This is a genomic window from Nostoc sp. DSM 114161 (assembly GCF_052692665.1).
In genome coordinates this window covers 7,337,501-7,353,017 of sequence record NZ_CP195141.1, presented here as the reverse complement: position 1 = coordinate 7,353,017, position 15,517 = coordinate 7,337,501, and the positions used below count along the sequence as shown (strand labels likewise).

At 41.5% G+C, this 15,517-nt stretch carries 17 protein-coding genes and 1 rRNA gene (1 of these 18 only partly in view); 8 read left to right on the top strand and 10 right to left on the bottom strand.

Annotated elements, in window-relative coordinates; translation table 11 throughout:
* Window positions 1-16: 16 nt before the first annotated feature.
* The 5 genes from NSTC745_RS30605 (at window position 17) to NSTC745_RS30585 (ending at window position 3,695) form a co-directional block, all read left to right on the top strand.
* On the top strand, window positions 17-601 hold the full coding sequence (locus tag NSTC745_RS30605; RefSeq protein WP_445634360.1) for a histidine phosphatase family protein: 585 nt from the start codon (window positions 17-19) through the stop codon (window positions 599-601).
* Window position 602: 1 nt separating this feature from the next.
* Complete coding sequence (locus NSTC745_RS30600; RefSeq protein ID WP_445634359.1) at window positions 603-1,163, top strand: NUDIX hydrolase; 561 nt, start codon at window positions 603-605, stop codon at window positions 1,161-1,163.
* Window positions 1,164-1,213: 50 nt separating this feature from the next.
* Window positions 1,214-2,029, top strand: a complete 816-nt coding sequence (locus NSTC745_RS30595; RefSeq protein ID WP_445634358.1) for a class I SAM-dependent methyltransferase — start codon at window positions 1,214-1,216, stop codon at window positions 2,027-2,029.
* 651 nt (window positions 2,030-2,680) lie between these two features.
* Complete coding sequence (locus NSTC745_RS30590; RefSeq protein ID WP_445634357.1) at window positions 2,681-2,863, top strand: hypothetical protein; 183 nt, start codon at window positions 2,681-2,683, stop codon at window positions 2,861-2,863.
* A gap of 622 nt (window positions 2,864-3,485) precedes the next feature.
* Window positions 3,486-3,695 carry a hypothetical protein gene (locus NSTC745_RS30585; protein WP_445634356.1) on the top strand — a complete coding sequence of 70 codons (210 nt, stop codon included), beginning with the start codon at window positions 3,486-3,488 and terminating at the stop codon, window positions 3,693-3,695.
* 24 nt (window positions 3,696-3,719) lie between these two features.
* On the opposite strand, the gene NSTC745_RS30580 is transcribed toward NSTC745_RS30585, so the two are convergent.
* The 3 genes from NSTC745_RS30580 to NSTC745_RS30570 all read right to left on the bottom strand — a co-directional run bounded on the left by NSTC745_RS30580 (window position 3,720) and on the right by NSTC745_RS30570 (window position 5,997).
* Window positions 3,720-3,842, bottom strand: coding sequence for a hypothetical protein (locus NSTC745_RS30580; RefSeq protein ID WP_445634355.1), 123 nt, complete (start codon window positions 3,840-3,842; stop codon window positions 3,720-3,722).
* A 31-nt stretch (window positions 3,843-3,873) separates the two neighbouring features.
* Window positions 3,874-4,932, bottom strand: a complete 1,059-nt coding sequence (gene hisC / locus NSTC745_RS30575; protein WP_445634354.1) for a histidinol-phosphate transaminase — start codon at window positions 4,930-4,932, stop codon at window positions 3,874-3,876.
* A 99-nt stretch (window positions 4,933-5,031) separates the two neighbouring features.
* On the bottom strand, window positions 5,032-5,997 hold the full coding sequence (locus NSTC745_RS30570) for a fatty acid desaturase (protein ID WP_445634353.1): 966 nt from the start codon (window positions 5,995-5,997) through the stop codon (window positions 5,032-5,034).
* Between the two features lie 544 nt (window positions 5,998-6,541).
* Here NSTC745_RS30570 and NSTC745_RS30565 point away from each other — a divergent pair.
* Together NSTC745_RS30565 and trxA are read left to right on the top strand one after the other, a co-directional pair.
* Complete coding sequence (locus tag NSTC745_RS30565; protein WP_445634352.1) at window positions 6,542-6,850, top strand: hypothetical protein; 309 nt, start codon at window positions 6,542-6,544, stop codon at window positions 6,848-6,850.
* A gap of 453 nt (window positions 6,851-7,303) precedes the next feature.
* A complete protein-coding gene (trxA, locus tag NSTC745_RS30560) occupies window positions 7,304-7,642 on the top strand; it encodes a thioredoxin (protein ID WP_445634351.1) in 339 nt (112 codons plus the stop codon).
* A gap of 110 nt (window positions 7,643-7,752) precedes the next feature.
* Here the strand turns inward: trxA and NSTC745_RS30555 are convergent, their stop codons facing one another.
* The 7 genes from NSTC745_RS30555 to nadC all read right to left on the bottom strand — a co-directional run bounded on the left by NSTC745_RS30555 (window position 7,753) and on the right by nadC (window position 14,295).
* Window positions 7,753-8,292: a dihydrofolate reductase family protein gene (locus tag NSTC745_RS30555; RefSeq protein WP_445634350.1), complete on the bottom strand. Its 540-nt coding sequence runs from the start codon at window positions 8,290-8,292 to the stop codon at window positions 7,753-7,755.
* Window positions 8,293-8,294: 2 nt separating this feature from the next.
* Window positions 8,295-10,124 (bottom strand): ABC transporter ATP-binding protein, encoded by a 1,830-nt coding sequence (locus NSTC745_RS30550; RefSeq protein WP_445634349.1) that lies wholly within the window; start codon window positions 10,122-10,124, stop codon window positions 8,295-8,297.
* On the bottom strand, window positions 10,121-11,863 hold the full coding sequence (locus NSTC745_RS30545; RefSeq protein WP_445634348.1) for an ABC transporter ATP-binding protein: 1,743 nt from the start codon (window positions 11,861-11,863) through the stop codon (window positions 10,121-10,123). The genes NSTC745_RS30550 and NSTC745_RS30545 overlap by 4 nt, the downstream gene beginning before the upstream one ends.
* Before the next feature lie 173 nt (window positions 11,864-12,036).
* Window positions 12,037-12,711, bottom strand: a complete 675-nt coding sequence (locus NSTC745_RS30540; protein WP_445634347.1) for a Uma2 family endonuclease — start codon at window positions 12,709-12,711, stop codon at window positions 12,037-12,039.
* A gap of 103 nt (window positions 12,712-12,814) precedes the next feature.
* Window positions 12,815-13,030 (bottom strand): hypothetical protein, encoded by a 216-nt coding sequence (locus NSTC745_RS30535; protein ID WP_445634346.1) that lies wholly within the window; start codon window positions 13,028-13,030, stop codon window positions 12,815-12,817.
* A 130-nt stretch (window positions 13,031-13,160) separates the two neighbouring features.
* Complete coding sequence (locus NSTC745_RS30530) at window positions 13,161-13,367, bottom strand: hypothetical protein (protein ID WP_445634345.1); 207 nt, start codon at window positions 13,365-13,367, stop codon at window positions 13,161-13,163.
* Between the two features lie 64 nt (window positions 13,368-13,431).
* Window positions 13,432-14,295, bottom strand: coding sequence for a carboxylating nicotinate-nucleotide diphosphorylase (nadC, locus tag NSTC745_RS30525; protein WP_445634344.1), 864 nt, complete (start codon window positions 14,293-14,295; stop codon window positions 13,432-13,434).
* 307 nt (window positions 14,296-14,602) lie between these two features.
* Here nadC and NSTC745_RS30520 point away from each other — a divergent pair.
* Window positions 14,603-15,517: ribosomal RNA gene (locus NSTC745_RS30520) — 16S ribosomal RNA — on the top strand; it runs 574 nt beyond the window's last position.

The following is a 15,517-nucleotide window of genomic DNA, read 5'->3' as shown; positions in this document are numbered from 1 at the left end:
TATTTGAAAAAAGAGCGTGCAAAGACTAATTTTAGTTAGACATTCGCTTCCAGAAAAAATACTAGATGTACCTGCTAAAGAGTGGCCTTTGTCAGCAGAAGGGCAACAACGCTGTCATTTATTAGCTGATAAATTAGCAGATTTCCAGCCTGAAATCATAGCTGCTAGTACTGAACCAAAAGCTATAGAAACAGCCCAGATTATTGCCCAAAAATTTAACAAACCAGTTGAAATTTTTGCAGGTTTAAATGAGCATGACCGGAGCAATTTTGGTTTCGTAGAGGAAAAAAAGTTTTCTGAAACTTTAGAAGCATTTTTCGCCACACCAGATAAACTAGTCATGGGATTAGAAACAGCAACCAGAGCTTTTCAACGTTTCCAACAAGCTATAAAAAATATTCTTGCCAAAACCCCAGATGGCGATGTGATGATTGTCTCCCACGGGACTGTGATGACTCTATTTATTGCTGATTGTACTGGTCAAGAACCATTTCCGTTTTGGCGACAGCTTGAACAGCCAATGGCGATCGTGCTACCTTTACCTGAGTTAAATTCATTAGAAATAATTACTTTAACAAGCAATAACCCTAACATTAATTAATATGGATTCACTTGATTGGACTCTATTAAGTTCTAAATATTTAGTGCAAGATAAATGGCTAAACTTGCGAGCCGATACTTGTCAAATGCCTGACGGACGAGTAGTTGAGCCTTTTTATGTTCTGGAATACTCAACATGGGTAAATGTTGTTGCAATAACCAAAAGCCAAGAAGTTGTTTTAGTCAAACAATATCGTCATGGTGTACAAAAAACAGTTTTAGAATTACCAGGCGGTTCAATGGATGCACAGGATGACTCTCCACTTGAAGCAGCACAACGGGAATTATTAGAAGAATCAGGATACACTAGCAACAATTTTATTGAGACAGGTATAATATCACCCAATTCAGCAACTCACAATAATCTCATTTATTGTTTTTTGGCAACAGATGTGGAACTTGTAGCTGATTTAAAGTTAGATATTACCGAACAAATTGATGTAGTTCTGCTGCCTTTAGAAAAATTAATTCAAGATATTGATAACGGAATTCTTATACAAGCATTTCATATTAGTTCATTATTTTTAGCTTTAAGAAAGCTTGGTAAATTGCATATTAATTAAAAATTTGGCTTAGATTTGCCAATCAAACCATCAACCAAGGAGAAAAATAGATGACTGCTACAATTTCGTTTGACCGAGTTTCTGATATCTACGACGCCACACGAGGACTACCACCAGCAGTTTCTGAACAAGTTACTGACGCTATTTTAGATCTAGTTTCAGCCACAGAAGAAACTAAGTTTTTTGAAACTGGAATTGGTACTGGTAGAATTGCCGTGCCAATAGCCAAAAGAGGTTATTCTTACACTGGTGTAGATATCTCAGAAAAGATGCTGGCTGAGTTGCACCAAAAACTAGAAGGAGTATCTCATAAATTAACAGCAATCAAGGGTGATGCAACTTCTCTACCATTTGCTGACAACTCTTTTGATGTGGCGTTGACAATTCATGTATTTCACTTGGTTTCTACTTGGAAGCAAGCACTAGCAGAAATTCGCCGCGTCCTTAAACCGGGAGGAATTTATCTTTACACCCACGGTAATATGAATTACAGCAAACTTAGTGAAGATGTGAATCAGGGTAGATTTGATTTTCAGCAACGTTGGCAAGACATCATTGCTGGCTACGGTTACCCTTTACCGCGCTATGGTGCAACAGAAGAAGAGGTTTTAGCTGAGTTGCGCGAACAAGGAGCAAATTTAGAAACAGTTGTGGCAGCAAAATGGCAATCTGAACTAACTGTAAGTAAATTGATTGATGCTCATAAAAACAAAATTTATCGCCATACTTGGCACATCCCCGATGATATCTTTGCCCGTGCAATTCAAGATTTGCAGGAGTGGTCTTTGCAACATTACGGCTCTTTAGACTACGATTTGTCTGGTGAAAGTAAGTTCAAAATTGTTGTAGTAACGAACTGGGCATAGGGAATGGGAAGTGTTGAGTGTTGATTCTTCGGCTTACCTCGACTTCGCTCAGCACAAGTCGGTACAACTTGCTCAGGGTCAAGGCTCTTGCGAGTCGAAGCCTTGAGTGTTGACTGTTGAGCAAAGTTTCTCCCATCTCCCTCATCCTCCCCCACTCCCAATACCGTTCTTGTATGAAACCACCCTGCTACGGGGAAACAAGCTACGGGTTAGCGTCTCTGAAAGAGAAGCCTCTCATAAAGAAGACATCGCAAAAGTTTTCGGCCTACTGACTTTCCAAACATCCTTTGAGAGTGCGATCGCCTTCATTGTATTAACGTGAATTCGACGAATCTCTCCTGTTTTTGAACTAAAGTTCAAGTCTGCCGCTCTCCGACTCGGAGAGGTACAGTTTTACGTAGTAAAACCTCTTAGAGGTCTTTTGATTGAGCTTAGGATATGAGCCATCGAACTCACGTTGTATTCAACTAATCACTCAATCTTTGTCTTGTAAATCACTATTTTTTGTTAAAGCTTTTTTGTTGAAAATATCAAAAGGTAGAACAAAGATAGAACCTAGTTCCACCTTTTGACTTATGAACTGAAGACAAAAGTTCCTTATATTCAAGTGAAGGTGATAATCACCTTATCAAGTAAGTGAGGTAATTAATTATGTCAAAGCAAATCAGTACATTGGATTTACTTGTGGAGTTAACCACAGAAGAACAGCAGCTTTTATCTGGAGGCCAAGAATCTCCTGAAGACGGTTCTGGAGATGGCAACGATGGAGGAGGCCAAAACAATCTCAAAAATCGAATAAATAGACTATCTATTCCGCTTGTAATTCCCCAATAATGATCGGTAAGTCAACCAAATTACACTTAACACCTCTCCCTTTGTAGGTAAGAGAAATTTTTTCATTTCTTTATACAGAAGGGAGTAGTTTGTTTTATGTTTGTTAGTTGGCTTATCTCTAATGTAATAGTAGATGGTAGAGCTACGTTTTCCTGTAAATACCTGTGGCTCAAATCTTCGTTCTTGGTGATAGTAGTAGTTCATCTTAGCCTTCTTCTCTCACAGTGGGAGAACCAAATTCCTAAAAACATTCTGAAGCTTTGTGTTTCGCTTTTTGGCTGAAAATTTTAATTGATATTAGAAAACAAAGCCTCAAACCTCGGATAATTCAAAGCTCCAGAGTCTGTATTCGTTTGTTATTTTCTAAAAGTTACAGAAGTGTTCGAGGAAAGCGATGTTCGACGACAAGCCGCTTTGCATCTATACATTCTCAAAGAATGAATGTAAAGAAACATTTCTGTTTTTTAGAAGAGGGCTTAGATATCAGAAAACCTAGAGCAGTTACAAAAAGACAAGAAGAGTTATTTAGCTAATTCAAGAGCAACCAAATTTTGAGGAATTTGAGTTAATCTCTTCTGTCTTTTGAGACATTTAATACATTCCTAACAAAGGAGCGCTCAAAATGATTACTAAGTTTTCTTATGTTGACGTTGACGAACTTTCTCCTAGTCAAGCTGAAACTATTTCCGGAGGGTTTCCAGCAACATGGGGAAATGCAAGATACGAGGTTAACCCTACTGAGAGGGCGGAAGGTGATTGGACTGTTACCTGGGTAAGAACAAGACCATCAGGTGGTAAAGATATCTATAACTATTCAGCCAGAAGAGTTTAACAATTGCCGATCGCCAGCAATCCCCTATTGCCTGAGGCGATGAACAAATACACCAGAACCACAGGCTTCTTCAAAGAAGTCAGTGCAGAGATCAGTTCTTAGAGGAAAAGGCGATCGCACTTGCGATCGCCTTTTTGTTTGAGTCAAGCGATGTCTACGACGGGCTGCGCCTACGCACTCATACCGTTTCTAACAAATAAATTAGTGCCTCCACTAAAGCCTGATTTTGTTCATCAGTCCCAACAGTGATGCGTAATTTATCCTCTAGTCCTGGCTGCTTGAAGTAACGGATTAAAATTCCTTGTTCCTTGAGTTTTTGATAAAGATATTCGGCGTTTCCTGCTGGAGGTTGTGTCAGTAAAAAGTTAGTTTGTGAATCCCAAATACGAAAACCTAATTGTTTTAAATCTGCTGCTACCTTAGTTCGCGATGCTTTAATTTTTGCCACACAAGCATTTTTATAAGCTTGGTCAGTAATTGCAGCAGTGCCAATTGCACAGGCGATCGCATCAATGTTATAGCTATCTTTGACTTTAAATAATCCATGCAACAGCTTAGGATTGGCTACCCCAAATCCTAGTCGTAATCCAGCTAACGAGTAGCCTTTAGAAAGTGTCCGAATCACGATCGCATTTTCATATTCTTTGACTAAAGCCAATGCATTCTCTTCAGTAAAATCCACATAAGCTTCATCAATCACTAAAACTCCAGATAACTGGCTAGCTAGTTCTCGCAAGTCATCCATTGCTACCAAATGCCCCGACGGACTATTAGGCGAGGCAATAAATGTTACAGAGCCATTGACAGCAATCAATTCTTCAAGCGGTAAGCTGTAATCTTCGCCGTATGGTATCTCAGCAATATCCGCATCCTGCATTTGAGCTAACGTGCGATACAGCACGTAAGTCGGCATTGGATAAACTACTTTGCGTCCCGGTTCTGCACAGGCTCGAATCACTACGCTTAACAATTCATCGCTGCCATTTCCGACAATTATCCAATCGCTGGGAACTCCTAACACTTCACTAGCAGCTTGGCGAAATTCCCCCCCGAAAGGTTCTGGATACCGTCGCAACCACTCTCCATCGATATTTTGTAGCACACTTAATGCCGCAGGTGAGGGAGGATAGGGGTTCTCATTACTGTTGAGTTTAATAATCTGCGTCCCACGTTGAGGCTGCTCGCCAGGAACATAGCTAGCCATTGCATCAACATTGGGGCGAAAATACTTGGTCATGCTAATTCATAATTCTGAATTCATAATTCATAATTTACAATTTCCACTGGGTTTCAAATTAATTAATTGGCACTTCCTAGCTCAAACTTTTACCAAAATCTAAAATTTCAAATCTAAAATTGCTTGACTGACAATATCCCGGTTAACTTTTATATAGCCCGGTTCAATGTGTGTGAAGTGCGAACTCAACTGTTGATGAGCTGTAGGTAAAGCGTGAAATGGAATTGATGGGTACAAATGATGTTCTGCATGAAATGGCATATTCCACATCAAAAATCGTACAGGAAACAGCGTCAGCGTTGTACGAGTATTCGTCAGCAGATTGGCATCAAGAGTACAACCTGTGTGTTCTGCCAGCAGAATAAAACGCAGAATTGGTTGACCGACAAGCAACGGTAGCAGCCAATATAGGAAAAACCAAGGCTGATCGGCTGCAATGGAGATAGCGATCGCCCCTGCATAAACAGCTAATTGCCAGCGAGTGGAACGAATAATTTCAGATCGTGCTGTTTGAGTTAAAAATGGATAATCATCAAGTTGACCAAGTGCAGCCCGAAAATGTCCGCTAATTTTACCTAACCACCAAGGTAAACCACTAATTATTAAAAAGTATTGACCTAAATCGCTTGGCTTAGGCTCGTTCAGTTCTGGATCTTTGTCAGGAACGCGAGTATAGCGGTGATGTCGGTTGTGGTAATAGAGAAAAAATGTGCTGTTGTAAAATGAAAGCAAACCCGCACACCAAGCTACAATTTCATTCAATCGATTGTTAGCAAAAGCAGTTCTGTGAGCGCATTCATGCAAAGGTGCAAACATCGAAGCTACACTAAAGCCGTAAATTGTCAGTGCTGGTATTGCTAACAACCAATTGCCAAAATTCATTCCCCACATGTAACCGCTGCATCCCATAACAGCTAGATGTCCAGCCAATTGAACCAGCCCCTTCCAGTTGTAGCGGGGATTCAAAACACTTAATTCTTGCATAGCAAGAATTTGCCGAGGCTTGTGTTGCTTATCAACTTCGTTTTCTATTAATTCAGTTTCAATGATTGCATCATTAGACACGATCGAAACTCCACTTAGTAAAGATGTAACTATCAAACACAAAATATAATCAATTCTTCTCAACCCTAACTGAGCAAGGGGAACTGAGTCAATATATAGCATAATTGGCAATTCAGAATTTTTGGGTTTGATTCCTCAACACAACCTATATTTCAGTCTAATTTTTTATTTTAAAATAGCCCGTAGTCGCAACGCACCAAAAATCTCGAATGCTGTACCTAAAGAAACTAGGCTAGGTTCACCCCAGCGCAACTCAACAAACCAACATAATTATTGGATTACCATGCAGGAAGCCACCCTTCGATCGAGCTAAAAAACATCAATTTTACATATTGAATTTTGATTAAGCCTTTGTTCGTGGGCATTTTAGCCACCGATGTCATGTAAATTGAATATCGAATACCCAATGTAAATTCTTTAACACAACATCCATTTATCAATCGAACTCATGCAAATAAATTAACCCATTTGTAGGAGGTAATTGGTCAGGCGATCGCTATATCTTACTTATTATCAGACGAAAACAATATGGAATGTTTTAATTATGTTCAAACTCAATTTCATTCGTTGTATAAAATTAAAAGGTTTAATTTTTTCAGCAGCCTTTTTCCTAGCTGCGGAAACTTCTGCAAAAGCTCAACAAGCTATTCCTACTCTGACTCCAAGACAAGCTCAAAATCTATCTCGTGACTTAGTTCAATCTAGCTCTCAAGACTTTTTTAGACAAGGAAATAATGCTTTTGAAAGAGAAATTCAATTTCTCAGAGAGAGACAACTGTCTTCAAATAAACCTATTCTCAAGATTGATTCGATACAGATCCAAAAAAGACTATCTACTCAGGAAAAACCCTGAAGTTATAATGTAAAGTATTTAATTACATAAGTAGATGGGATGCATTAACGAAGGTCAACCCAAGCATAGCTCGCTTTACTAACAGTATATCTACAACACAACTATGAAAAAAGAGCGATCGCTAGAAGCTAATTTCCCAAATTTTTATGTGTAATTATATACATTATAATCAGCAAGGAAAAAGCAATAGTAGTCATAAACATTACTTATTACTTGGTTGCTTTATTTTTTTCAGTACCTCCTGACTATCCAAGCCTTAAACAAATGCAGTAAAAAATATAGCCCTCTGGCATCTACAATTTTCCGTTAGCCTAGCCAAGATCGACAGTAGGAATAACGCTCTGTGGTGATTTACCAATTTAAAAATTTTATGAATCTAATAGACATAACAAAGTATAGTTTGTATAGTCAGCTTTGTAATGAAATTTTAGTTTTAAATTGGAGACTTAAAACATGTCTACTGATACTCACACAGTTGTTTACGTTCAAGAAAGCGAGTTTGATGTTGTTTTAAATGGAAGTGAAGAGCAAGTTGTTGTTGTTGACTTTACTGCTACTTGGTGTGGCCCCTGTCGGCTGATTAGTCCACTAATTGAGCAACTTGCCCAGGAATACAAAGGTCGTGCTAAAGTCGTTAAGGTAGACGTTGACAGCAACAAACCACTCTTCAAAAAATTTGGTCTTCGCAGCATTCCAGCAGTTTTAATTTTTAAAGATGGTGTTTTAGCAGAAACTATTGTGGGAGTTTCTCCTTACGAACAATTCACCAACGCCATTGACAAGCTTCTTTAACTAATTCGTAATACTCGCCAAGGCGTGAGAAGCAAGCTAAGTAATTCGTAATTCCTAGTTCAAAAGAGTTGGATTGCTCTGATGGCAATCAATTTACTATAAATTATGAATTATGAATTATAAACGCTTTGTTTTCGTCTATAACGTAATTGAATTAATCCACTTGGATATTGTTTTGAATTAATAAACTCCAATTTTTCTTCAGGAGTAGGTGGTGGGAAAAGCCGTATACCGTCACCTAAAATAATTGGAATAATCGAAATAATATATTCATCAATCAAGCTGTGGGTAAGAAAGGAATTAATTAATGCTCCTCCACCAACTAACCAGATATTTTTAAAGCCTTCTGTCTTGATATTTTCTAATGCATGTTTTACTGTGTCAAAGACAAATACAACGTCCTCGCGATCGCATTTGAGATCCCTTTGGGTGAAAACGAAAGATTTCTTATCTGGATAAGGCCATTGGTCAAAACTCAGCCCTAATTCATACGTCTTGCTACCCAAAACAATAGCATCAATTGAATCGTAGAAAGTAGCATAACCATAGTCTTCTTCTTGAGCCTCAACAATTGATAACCAATCAATTCCTCCATTGCTGCGAGCAATATAACCATCCAAACTAGTTGCAATATAAAGCGTAACTTTCATAATTAATTATTAGCTATTCTCTGCATCGCCGCATCTTCCTCAATTCCTTTTACGGTGTCTGCTGCACCCAATTGCAAGGCATAAAGGTTCGCATAAACACCTTGTTTATGGATAAGTTCTGTGTGAGTACCTTGCTCTACAATTTGTCCTTGTTGAATCACTAACACTTTATCTGCCTGAGTAACTGTACTGAGACGATGGGCAATTACGAAACTTGTACGACCTTGCAGCAAGCGGGCGATCGCACTTTGCACTAACGCTTCTGTACGGGTATCAATGCTGCTGGTGGCTTCATCTAGTATCAGAATTCGAGGATTAATTAATACCGCACGAGCAATAGCGATCAGTTGTCGTTGTCCCTGACTCAAGGGAGCGCCTTTTTCACCCAATTGAGTTGTATAGCCCTGTGGTAATGAGGTAATAAATTCATGGACATTCGCCGCCTGTGCAGCTCCTTCGATATCAGCTTGGGTAGCATAGGGGCAGCCAAAGGCAATATTTTCGGCAACAGTACCGCTGAAGAGAATATTGTCTTGCAGGACGATGCCAATTTGACGCCGCAGACTTGCTTGGGTAACACTACGTACATCAATATCATCAATTTTAACTGCACCACCAGACACATCGTAGAAGCGCAAAATCAAGTTGATAATTGTACTTTTTCCCGAACCCGTCGCCCCTACTAACGCAATCATCTGCCCTGGATAAGCGTGTAAATTTATCCCTTTGAGAACGAGTTGGTCGGGATTGTAGCCAAACTTGACATTCTCAAATCTTACTTCGCCCTGAATTGGTGGCATTTCCTTAGCATCAGGCGCATCTTTGAGTTGTGATGGTTCATCTAATAACAGAAAAATTCGCTCTAATCCAGCGAATGCAGATTGAGCTTGGGTGTAAAACTGGCTGAGAATTTGGATGGGGCGGAAAAACTGCTGCACATAAAGTAAAAAAGATGTCACTACACCTACCGTTGCCGCTCCCGTCACCGCCAGATAACCACCATAAGCCAACACACCTGCGGTTGCTAAGGTGTTGAGAAAGTCAATCGAGGGCAAAAAGGCCGAAGTAATTGCCACAGCCTGGACGTTAGCATCTCGGTTGGCGGCGTTGAGAATCTCGAATTCTGCAATGTTGAGGTGTACGCGATTAAATGCCTGTGCTTCTCGCACACTACCAATATCTTCTTCCAACTTAGCGGAAAGTTCCCCAATGGTTTGTCGCGTCACACGAAATTTGGCTCTTGCCCAACGTGCAAACAAGCCTGTAGTAAAAATCATCAATGGCACTACTAGGTTGCTCAACAAGCCAAGTTGCAGATTAATTGAGAGCATTGCAATCACAATGCCAATTAAACTGAAAGTATTACCCAGCATTTGCGCGATTGTCAGCCCAAATGCCTGATTTACAGTATTGACATCATTCAACAATCGGCTCATTAAGTCACCCGCTTCGCTACGGTCAAAAAAGCTCAGGGGTAAACTTTGGATTTTAATGAAAATGTCTTGCCTTAGTTGAGCCAACAATCGCTGCATAATCCAGCCGACTCGAATAACTTGACCCCGGATTGCTAAGATACCAACTCCGTAATTCAGTGCTAGTAGGCCCAATAACAGCAATAGTCCCTGCAAATTTCCTTTAGCAATGAGGTTATCAATCGACCAGCCGAGAAAAAATGGCCCAATTGCCTGGGTCACTGCACCAATGAAAACCAATCCGATCGCAATGGGAATCTCTTTACGATAGGGTTTTAGGTATTGCAAAAAGCGCCCTAAGGTGGAGGTTTGTTTGCTAGCTTGTTCCTCGGATACAACAACGGCAGATGTAGTTCTCATTTGTTCTCCTTTTGCTGTACCTGAGATTCCAAAATTACACCATAAAGCGGGCTAGTTTGCATCAATTCTTCGTGAGTACCTTGTGCTACTAATCGCCCTTTATCCATAACAAAAATGCGATCGGCATTCTTGACAGTGCTGATACGTTGAGCCACTACAAAGGTTGTGCAAGCTTTTTGGCGCATGAAACCATCTAACTCGGCTTGAATTTGGGCAGCAGTTCTGGCATCTACGGCAGAGGTACTATCGTCCAAAATCAAAATACTGTAATCAGTGAGTAAGGTACGGGCGATCGCAATTCGTTGTTTTTGTCCGCCAGACAACCCTACACCACGTTCTCCAACTATCGTCTCGTAGCCATCGGGCAAACTAATAATAAAATCGTGTATTTGTGCGCTTTTTGCCACCTCAATCACTTCTTCTAAGGTTGCATTCGGTTTTGCATAGCTAATATTTTCACGAATTGTCCCAGAGAAAAGAGTGGTTTCTTGGAAGACAATACCGATACGAGATCTAAGGCTTTTGAGGTTAAAATCTCGGACATCGCGTCCGTCGATGCGAATCGCTCCCTTTGTGACATCATAAAAACGGGGAATTAAGTTCATAATTGTGCTTTTTCCGGAACCAGTCATGCCCAAAACAGCGATTAGTTCGTTGGGCTTGGTTTCAAAGGAAACTTCTTTGAGAGTTTCTATACTTGCTCCCGGATAGCGAAAGGAAACATTTTCAAAGGTGATTCTACCCCCGCAGGTGTCAAAAGGGATGGCATCAGGGCGATCGCGAATTTCTATCTCTGCGTCCACAACTTCATAAACTCGTTCGGCTGAAGCAGCTGATTGAGCGATCGCTGGTGCAGCAAATCCAATCACCAAAATTGGTTGTAGAATCAACGCTAAGTAAGAGTTAAACGCTACTAGTTCGCCTATGGAGAATCTATTTTCAACTACCTCCGCTCCCCCATAGGCGAAAACTGCCAGTGTGACTAAATTACTCAACAAAAAGATAAATGGAAAAGTATTGCGAATAGCACTAATGGTCTTCATATTTGCCTTGACCAGTCCATCATTCAAGGTCGTGTAACGCGACCTTTCCGTGGACTCTCGTACAAACGCTTTCACTACCCGTATTCCGATTAAGTTCTCTTGTAATACAGCGTTCAGGTCGCTTAGTTGCTCTTGTACTTGTCGAAACAGCTTGTTATTCTGAGTGACGAATCGCGCCATTAACCATGCGGTTAAAGGTACTACTGTCAGAGTAATCAGTGCCAATTTCCAGTTCATCAGCAGCAAAACCACTGCAATACTCACCAATGTTACAACTCCACCAACGACCTGAATCAGGCTAGTACCAACAAATGCACGGATTTGCTCAATGTCGCTGGTAACGCGAGTTAACAGTTGGGAAGTCTGCGCTTGGTCGTGATAGCTGAAACTGAGATTTTGAATTTTGCTGAAAATTTTGTTTCGCAGATCGTAAGCTACACCTTGAGAGGCCGCCTCTGCTAAATAGCTTTGCCCAAAGTTAAATAAACCACGAGCGATCGCTGCGACTACCATCCAGCCAGCGCTCATTAGCACAATTTCTAAGTTTTTTTCGCTAATCCCGCGATCGATTCCCCAGCGAAATAGTTGCGGAGTAACGGCGTTGGCGATCGTCAACAGCAATAGGCTTACCAAGGCTCCCAACGAAGTCCATCGGTAAGTACTCAAACTAACCAGCACACGCTGGATTGATTGCATTGACGAAGTTTCCCGGAGTTCTGGTTGCTGAACCAATGGAGTTCACCCTGTGTTTTGGGAAAATTAATTATCTCCTACTTTGATTCTAAAAAACCACTTACTTAAGGTGAAAATCAGGTTATGAGGATAGATTTGTAACCTTAGCTATTTTTTACACTGTAATTAAAATTACCTCACAATTGCTCTGGATTAATTCCGCGCTCTTTTAGTAAAGCATGTAGAGCTTGTAACTGAGCCTCGGCTTGTTCGGCTCGTTCTTTTTCTTGTTGTAGTTGTTGGTTGAGTTCCAAATGAGTAAGAAAGCGATCGCCATCAGGACGAGAAATTTGTAATTCTTCCTCGCTTAACTCAAAACGCACGCCCAATCTAGGACTCACCCAACCAACCATTTGGTCAATAACCTCTAATCGAGAGTTACGACGCTGCCAACCTGTCAAGTCAACTACATCAGGTTCGTACAAATAATATTCTTCCACACCGTAGCGCTCATAAAACTCGAATTTCTTCGCCATTTGAGAAATCCGATTTCCAGGCGACCAAATTTCAAACACCACCTGCGGAGCAATGTTATCTTCAAGCCACTGTTTATAAGAACCTCGGTATCCTTTTGGCCTACCAAAGACTACCATTACATCAGGAGCTTGGCGCAGCTTGTTATCATCTTCCACCGGATACCATAACAAATCCCCAGCCACAAATACATTTGGCTCGTTGGCGAACAGCAGTTCTAAATTATTTTTAATCCACACAATTAATTCAAACTGCTTAGTATTATCTGCCATCGGTTGTCCGTCACTATCAGGATAGATAATGCTTTTTGGTGTAGAAGATGTTAGCTGTGTAACCATTGCGATGATTCTCAGGTGATTGTTAGAGGTGGAGGAAAGGCGATCGCTTTTCCCGCACTATTCTTATTTAGATCGTAGTTTAAATTTCTCTATTACCTAGTTATTATGTTTCAAAATCTTGCTCTGTTATCTCACGTGTTCCCTTCATTGAAATACATGGACTAATACTAGGAACCTCTGTTGTTACTATAGGAAAATCATTCTCCAACATACCTAAAGCTTCTTTGAGCGATCGCAATGCCGCATATCTCAATGCTACAGTTAATTTTGGTAACTCCTTTGTAGCTTTTATACTGAGATGGTTTGCGCCGTGAAACATCTGCCTCATCTTCCATAATTCTTTTGCTAATCTAGAGTCGATACTATTTTTCTCAATTAAAAACTTTTGTATGGTATGCCCGTTAACCTCTCTTAATGTAGAAATATCACATATCGGGCAATTTAGTATTTCATGCCCACATTTGGCAAGGCGGAAACTGATTACTATAACAAGGTTCAAGGCTTATAGGTATTCCTTTAACCTCTTGAAAAATTTTCTGAGAAATCCGGCTGATAGGTTTTACTTTCTGTGGAAAAAAACTTCCTGGTGCAGGAGGAGCATCTTCAACAATAGCAATTGGAAAATTAATAATTGCGGTTATCCGCCAATTTGGCATATTTATTTCTATATGGCGAGAAAAAATCCAATTATATTTGATGTACAATTCATAGGTTGAGTTCTCAACCTATCTTCATACTCAAATCCAACCACTTCGACTGAGTAATCGGCGCACTGCTAGAAATATAATCTACACCCGTCTCAGCAACAGAGCGAATAGTCTCCAGAGTCACATTTCCCGAAGCCTCAATTTTCACCCGCCTATCCTGCTGACGAATCAATTGCACCGCCTCACGCATCATATCCAAACGCATATTGTCCAACATAATAATGTCGGCTTGATGCTGCAAAGCTTCTTTCACCTGTTCTAGGCTTTCCGCCTCTACTTCTATTGTCAAAGGATAAGGAATCTGAGAACGAACGCGTCTAATAGCTTCTGCAATTCCGCCAGCTGCCGCAATGTGATTATCCTTAATCATCACCGCATCATCCAACCCCATACGATGATTAATAGCCCCACCCACAGCAGTCGCATACTTTTCTAACAGTCTCAACCCTGGTGTAGTTTTGCGCGTATCCACCAACCGAGCAGGCAAATCAGCAATTTTGTCTACATATATATTAGTCAGCGTGGCGATTCCACTCAAGCGCATAGCTAAATTCAGCGCTACTCGTTCCCCCATCAGCAACGCATCCAGCGAACCATGAATTTCAGCGACTATCTGTCCCAGCTCACATTTTGCGCCTTCAGCCGTCACAGCCGTAAAACTCACATTTTCATTCAAAATCTGAAACACCTTAGCTGCAACTGGTAAGCCAGCAATTATTCCTGGAGCCTTCGCTATCCACTTGGCTGTTCCTGCTGTGGCATTTTCTACAAGTAAGGTGTTTGTAGTGCGATCGCCCCGTCCAATATCCTCTAACAACCAACCACGCAACAGCGGATCTAAAACTATCCAGGGCGGCAAGACACCAAAATTTTTCACAAACCTATTCCTTCGTTAGCAGCTTCCAGGAATACTATAGCCTAAAACCCTTGCTATCTAAGGCTTTTCACGGGGGTGAAAAAAAGGCCAAAAAAAAGTTGTCGAAGTGGTTGACACTCTTAAATTGGTTCGCTATATTGAATAAGTGCCTGAGAGAGCGAAGCGAAAAAGCGACGCCGCCAGGACACCGAACCATGAAAATATTATAGTTTGAAAGCCATTATACAACAAGTGGTCAGCGTCAAGTAAATAAGATAACCAAGCTGAGGTTAAAAAAGCGCAGCTATTGAGCTACAAACGATTCATCAAAACGGAGAGTTTGATCCTGGCTCAGGATGAACGCTGGCGGTATGCTTAACACATGCAAGTCGAACGAACTCTTCGGAGTTAGTGGCGGACGGGTGAGTAACGCGTGAGAATCTAGCTTCAGGTCTGGGACAACCACTGGAAACGGTGGCTAATACCGGATGTGCCGAGAGGTGAAAGGCTTGCTGCCTGAAGATGAGCTCGCGTCCGATTAGCTAGTAGGTGGGGTAAGAGCCTACCTAGGCGACGATCGGTAGCTGGTCTGAGAGGATGACCAGCCACACTGGGACTGAGACACGGCCCAGACTCCTACGGGAGGCAGCAGTGGGGAATTTTCCGCAATGGGCGAAAGCCTGACGGAGCAATACCGCGTGAGGGAGGAAGGCTCTTGGGTTGTAAACCTCTTTTCTCAGGGAAGAACACAATGACGGTACCTGAGGAATCAGCATCGGCTAACTCCGTGCCAGCAGCCGCGGTAATACGGAGGATGCAAGCGTTATCCGGAATGATTGGGCGTAAAGCGTCCGCAGGTGGCTGTGTAAGTCTGCTGTCAAAGAGCGAAGCTCAACTTCGTAAAGGCAGTGGAAACTACACGGCTAGAGTGCGTTCGGGGCAGAGGGAATTCCTGGTGTAGCGGTGAAATGCGTAGAGATCAGGAAGAACACCGGTGGCGAAGGCGCTCTGCTAGGCCGCAACTGACACTGAGGGACGAAAGCTAGGGGAGCGAATGGGATTAGATACCCCAGTAGTCCTAGCTGTAAACGATGGATACTAGGCGTGGCTTGTATCGACCCGAGCCGTGCCGTAGCTAACGCGTTAAGTATCCCGCCTGGGGAGTACGCACGCAAGTGTGAAACTCAAAGGAATTGACGGGGGCCCGCACAAGCGGTGGAGTATGTGGTTTAATTCGATGCAA